Origin of the sequence: Cellulomonas iranensis NBRC 101100 = JCM 18110 (genome assembly GCF_001552375.1) — a bacterium.
Taxonomy (GTDB): domain Bacteria; phylum Actinomycetota; class Actinomycetes; order Actinomycetales; family Cellulomonadaceae; genus Cellulomonas; species Cellulomonas iranensis.
This window is the reverse complement of the sequence record NZ_BCRB01000141.1, coordinates 1-5,241: the sequence shown is the minus strand read 5'-3', so window position 1 is coordinate 5,241 and position 5,241 is coordinate 1. Positions and strand designations below refer to the sequence as shown.

At 78.8% G+C, this 5,241-nt stretch carries 5 protein-coding genes; 3 read left to right on the top strand and 2 right to left on the bottom strand.

Annotated elements, in window-relative coordinates; translation table 11 throughout:
- Positions 1-2 precede the first annotated feature (2 nt).
- On the bottom strand, positions 3-698 hold the full coding sequence (locus tag CS2_RS17555) for a lipocalin-like domain-containing protein (RefSeq protein ID WP_169798668.1): 696 nt from the start codon (positions 696-698) through the stop codon (positions 3-5).
- 122 nt (positions 699-820) lie between these two features.
- Here CS2_RS17555 and CS2_RS17550 point away from each other — a divergent pair, with 122 nt between their 5' ends.
- Positions 821-1,582: an endonuclease/exonuclease/phosphatase family protein gene (locus tag CS2_RS17550; RefSeq protein WP_156442204.1), complete on the top strand. Its 762-nt coding sequence runs from the start codon at positions 821-823 to the stop codon at positions 1,580-1,582.
- A gap of 238 nt (positions 1,583-1,820) precedes the next feature.
- On the opposite strand, the gene CS2_RS17545 is transcribed toward CS2_RS17550, so the two are convergent.
- The gene (locus CS2_RS17545; protein WP_070320939.1) at positions 1,821-2,096 is read right to left on the bottom strand and encodes a hypothetical protein; all 276 of its coding nucleotides are present in this window, start codon (positions 2,094-2,096) and stop codon (positions 1,821-1,823) included.
- 346 nt (positions 2,097-2,442) lie between these two features.
- On the opposite strand from CS2_RS17545, the gene CS2_RS17540 reads away from it, so the two are divergent.
- Together CS2_RS17540 and proC are read left to right on the top strand one after the other, a co-directional pair.
- Entirely contained in the window at positions 2,443-3,999 is a 1,557-nt protein-coding gene (locus CS2_RS17540; protein ID WP_070320938.1) for a DUF7059 domain-containing protein, read from the top strand.
- 293 nt (positions 4,000-4,292) lie between these two features.
- On the top strand, positions 4,293-5,126 hold the full coding sequence (gene proC / locus CS2_RS17535; protein WP_070320937.1) for a pyrroline-5-carboxylate reductase: 834 nt from the start codon (positions 4,293-4,295) through the stop codon (positions 5,124-5,126).
- The last annotated feature ends 115 nt before the right edge of the window (positions 5,127-5,241 follow it).

Below are 5,241 nucleotides of genomic sequence, written 5' to 3'. Positions count from 1 at the left end.
GGTCAGCGGCGCAGCGTGTAGCTGATCGTCACGGGGTCGCCGCCCTCGTCCTGCGTGAGGTCCGCCGCGAGCACCAGGGTGTCGTCCGAGCACGTCGCCGTCGACAGCGTCGGCGGCAGCGCCTCGATCGCGTCCTCGGGCGCGCCCGGCGGCACGTCGAGGGTCTCGCCGTCCATCTCCGCCGTCGTCGTCACGTCGAGCCCGCTGCTGTCGACGTCCGAGATCGTCAGCCGGCCGCCGTCGAGCGACCACGCACCCGTGAGGTCGCCGCTCGACTCCGACCGTGACGTCAGCTCGGTCTCGTCGGACCGCATCGTCATGCCCGACGTCGAGTCGACCGTCGCCGCGAAGGACCCGTCGGCCTCGAACTCGTAGGTCGACGTGCCCGACACCGTGACCTCCACGGCGTCGTCGTCCGCGGCGGCGAACAGCTGCGCGAGGTCGTCCTGCATCGCGGCCAGGTCGAGGCGCCACGTGCCCGCGAGGCACTCGGCGGTGGCCGGCGGCAGCGGCTCGGCGGGGGCCGCGTCGGGGGCGCTCGAGGCCTCGCCCGCGGACCCGCCCGACGGTCCGGCCGTGCCGGGCGGCGTCGGGTCGTCCGCACCGCCCGTGCAGGCGGTCAGCAGCAGGGCGGCGGCGGCCGTGACGGCCAGGGCCGGCGTACGTCGCACGGCGTCGTCCTCTCGTCGTGCGCTCACGCGCGCGGATCGGTGGATCGGCCCAACCTACGTCGGGCTCGGTGCCGCGTGCAGGGCGCGGGGCCGCGGCGACGGGCTCGGGTACCCTCGCCGCACGCCCGGGGGGACGGACGGAGGACGCGGTGGAGGCCCACGGCACGACGCGCGACGACGGCGCGCAGCGCGACACCCGAGGGGCCGGGCCCGCGACCGACGCCCCGGCCGCCGCCCTGCGCGTCATGACGTACAACCTGCGCGGCCTGCGCGAGCAGGTGGACGCGCTCGTCGACGTGGTCCGCTCCGCGCGCCCCGACGTGCTCGCCGTGCAGGAGCCGCCGCGCGGGCTCACCGGACGGTGGCGGCTGCGCCGGTTCGCGGCGCGCACCGGGCTGCGGGTCGCGGTCGGCGGGGGCGGGGCACGGACGACCGCGCTGCTCGTGGCGCCGCACCGGTCCGTGCGCGACGCCGCGGCGGTGCGCCTGCCGTGGCGTCCCGGGCTCACGCGCCGCGGCTCGTCGACCGCGCGCGTCGACGGGGTCCGCGTGGTGGTCGTGCACCTCGGCCTGCGCGCCGACGAGCGCGCGCGCCACGTCGCGCTCGTGCTGCGGCGCGTCGTCGGCGGCGACGACGCGCCGGTCGTCGTGGCGGGGGACCTCAACGAGCGGCCGGGCGGGCCGTCGTGGGTGACGCTCGGGGCCGCGCGCGGCGGGCTGCACGACGCGGCCGTCGTCGCGTCGGCCGAGCACGCGACCTACCCGGCCGCGGCGCCCCGCGTGCGCATCGACGTCGTCCTCGTCGACCACCGGATCCCCGTGCTGGGCGCGCGCGTGCCCGACGACCCGGCCGTGGGTGTCGCGAGCGACCACCGTCCCCTCGTCGTCGACCTGCAGGCACCCACGCGCTGAGCGACGCCACGCGAGCTCGCCGAGGGACGCCGTCGGCGCGCCTGACGACCTCGTCGGTGCGCTGGGTGACGTCAGCCGTGCGCGGGACGACGGCACCCGCGCGTCCCGGCGCGGGCGGCACCGCGACGGACGGCAGCCGCACGGGTGAGCGCCGCCCGGCGCGACGGCGACTCGGCCGGGCACTCGGCCGCGGTCGACGGTCCGGACGCAGGAGGGACACGACCCGCCGCCCCGCGCGTCAGGGGGTCGCTCGACCCCCCGGTGCCGCGTCGTCGAGCGGGTCGCGGTGGTCGACCGTGAGCTCGACCTGCGGGCCGTTGCCGCCGTACCGCACGGGCCCGGTGTCGGGTCGCGCCAGCACGACGCCTTGCACCCGGTCGGCGCCGTCGAGCGCGATCCGGGCTCCCTCGGCCGCCGAACCGCCGCGCCGGCGGGCACGCACGCCCCGCACGACGACCCCGACGACGATCGCCGTCGCGAGCGCGATCACGGCCACTGTCTGCACGATGTCCACGGCGACACCCCCTCGTCCCACCGTATCCGGGACCCCGGCGCCTCGGCGGTGGTTCGGGCCGCCGTCCGCCTGCGCTCGTCCGTCGGCTGGGCTCGTCCGCCTGCGCTCGTCCGTCCCCCTGAACCGTCTGCTGGCGTCGGTCCGTGTGCGCCGGCCTGCCGTGCCCCCGCCGGTTCGCGCCGACCTCGTCGTCGGCGTCCGTGCGCCTGAGCCGCGAGCGCGCGCGTCCCCGAGTGCGGTGGTCGTCCGTCGAGTGCGGTACAGATGCGTACCGCGCTCGGCGCACGAGTACCGCGCTCGGCGCACGGGTGCTCGGCGGCGCGGGCGCGGCTGCGACGATGGGGGCGTGAGCACCCCGCCCGCCCCGGTCGTCGTCCCCGAGCTCGTCGCCGCGCTGCGCGCCGACCTCACGGCGGCGGCGTACACCGTCGAGCACGTCGAGGACCTGCTCGGCCCCGTCGCGGCGGGAGCCCTCGACCGCGGCGAGGCGCTGCCCGCGCTGCGCGCGACCGAGCCGGCGGCACCGACGGGCGGCGACCCCGCGGCGGTGCTCACGCGGTGCTTCGTGCTGGGCGTCCCGGTGCCGGTGCGCGCGCTCGCCGCGGCCCTGCCCGGGGTGGGCGTCGAGGCCGCCGCGCTGCTCGGGCTCGTCGACGCCGCCGGGCGCGGACCCGACGACGAGGTCCGCGCGCGCGTCGACCTGCGCCCCTACGCCGCCAGCGACGGCGCGGGCGAGGCCGCCTGGTGGGTCGTGTCCGACCTCGGCGAGCTCGCGACCGGCGGTGCGCTGCGCACCGACCACGTGCTGGGCGTCGGCGGCGCGTCGGTCACGCTCGCGCAGGCGACCGTGCGCGACCCGCGCCGCCGCGTGCTGGACCTCGGCACGGGCTGCGGCGTGCAGGCGCTGCACGCGAGCCGGCACGCCGAGCACGTCGTCGCGACCGACCTGTCGACGCGAGCGCTCGCGTTCGCGGCGTTCACGACCGCGCTCGCGGGCCTCGGGCCCGACCGGGTCGAGCTGCGCGCCGGGTCGATGCTCGAGCCCGTCACCGACGACACGTTCGACCTGGTCGTCAGCAACCCGCCGTTCGTCATCACGCCGCGGCGTGCCGACGTGCCGGCCTACGACTACCGGGACGGCGGACGCGCGGGCGACGACCTCGTGCGCGACCTCGTCACGGGCGTCGGCGCCGTGCTCGCCCCCGGTGGCGTCGCGCAGATGCTCGCCAACTGGGAGATCCGCGACGGCGAGGAGTGGCACGAGCGGATCGGGGCGTGGGTCGACGCGTCCGGGCTGGACGCGTGGGTCGTGCAGCGCGACGAGCAGGACCCCGCGCAGTACGCCGAGACGTGGATCCGCGACGGCGGCACGACGCCCGCCGACCGGGCCGCGTGGACGGCACGGTACGGCGCGTGGCTCGACGACCTCGCGTCGCGCGACGTCGCGTCGGTCGGCTTCGGGATCGTCACGCTCCGCCGCCCGGCCACGGGCCGCCCGACGCTGCGTCGGCTCGAGTCGCAGACCGGGTCGCTGCGGCAGCCGCTCGGCCCGGTGCTCGCGGCCGGGCTCGCGGCGCACGACGCCGTCACCGCGCTGTCCGACGACGACCTCGCGGCGCGGCACCTCACGGTCGCGCCCGACGTCACCGAGGAGCGCTACCTCGAGCCGGGCGCCGTGGACCCGCGGGTCGTGCTGCTGCGGCAGGGCGGCGGGTTCGGGCGGACCGTGCAGGCCGGGACCGCGCTCGCGGCGTTCGTCGGTGCGTGCGACGGCGAGCTCACGGCCGGGCAGATCGTCGGCGCGCTCGGTGCGCTGCTCGACGTGCCCGCGGCCGACGTGGCCGCCGACGTCCTGCCGAGCGTCCGCGGGCTGCTGGCCGACGGCCTGCTCACGCTCGCCTGACGCCTGACGCCTGACGCCTGACGCCTGCCACCTGACGCCGGCGCGGGCCTTCCCCGTCCCCGTCTCGGCGGGCCGTGCGGCGTTGCGGCTGCCAGGACGCCGGAACGCCGCACGGCGTCGGGGTGCCGACGGGTGCGGGACGGCGTCGCCGGGCCGCGCCGCGACCGCGGCGCCCCGCCACGGAGACCGCGGCGCCCCGGACCGCTGCGCGGAACCCCGCGAGCCGCACGGGCTCTGGTCGTAGGCTCACCCAGGGCCGTCGCGGAGCGGCCGTGAGCGGTGACGGAGGTGCGATGACGACGCAGGCCACGCAGGACCCCGGTGCGACGCCCGCGGTGGCGGTGCTCGGCGGCGGCGTGATGGGCGGGACGCTCGTCGCGGCGCTGCGGCAGGGCGGCTGGCCGGGCGACCGCGTGACGGTCGTCGACCAGGACGCGACGAAGGCTGCGGCGCTCGCCGACGAGCACGACGTGCGGACCGCGACGCTGCCGGACGCCGTCGCGGCCGCCGACGTCGTGCTGGTCGCCGTCAAGCCCGACGTGGTGCCCGCGGTGCTCGAGCAGGTCGCGCCCGTGCTGCGCGGCGGTGCGCTCGTCACGAGCGTCGCGGCGGGCGTGCCGCTGCGCGTCTACGAGGACGCGCTGCCCGCCGGGACGCCCGTGGTCCGGGTCATGCCGAACACCCCGGCGCTCATCGGCAAGGGTGCGAGCGCGATCGCGCCCGGGCGCGCCGCGGAGGAGGGGCACCTCGTGCTCGTCGAGCGCGTGCTCGCGGCGACGGGGCTGGTCGAGCGGGTCGCCGAGAAGCACCTCGACGCGGTCACGGCGCTGTCCGGGTCGGGCCCCGCGTACGCGTTCTACGTGGTCGACGCGCTCGCCGAGGCGGGCGTGCTGCTGGGGCTGCCGCGCGACCTGGCGACGCGGCTCGCGGTCGCGACCGTCGAGGGTGCGGCCGCGATGGTCGCGCAGACGGGCGACCACCCGGCGGTGCTGCGCGAGCGCGTGTCGTCGCCGGGCGGCACGACCGTCGCGGGCGTCGCGGCGCTCGACGCGCACGCGGTCCGGGCGGGGCTCGTCGCGGCGGTGCGTGCGGCGGCCGACCGCTCGCGCGAGCTGGGCGCGGGCTGACCGTGGCCGACGACGCGTCGCCCGTCACCGAGGGCTGCGCCGACCCCGCACGCACCGCCGGGGAGCGCGCGGTGCCGGTGCCGCGCCCGGCCGGTGCGTCCACGGGCCCGGCCCG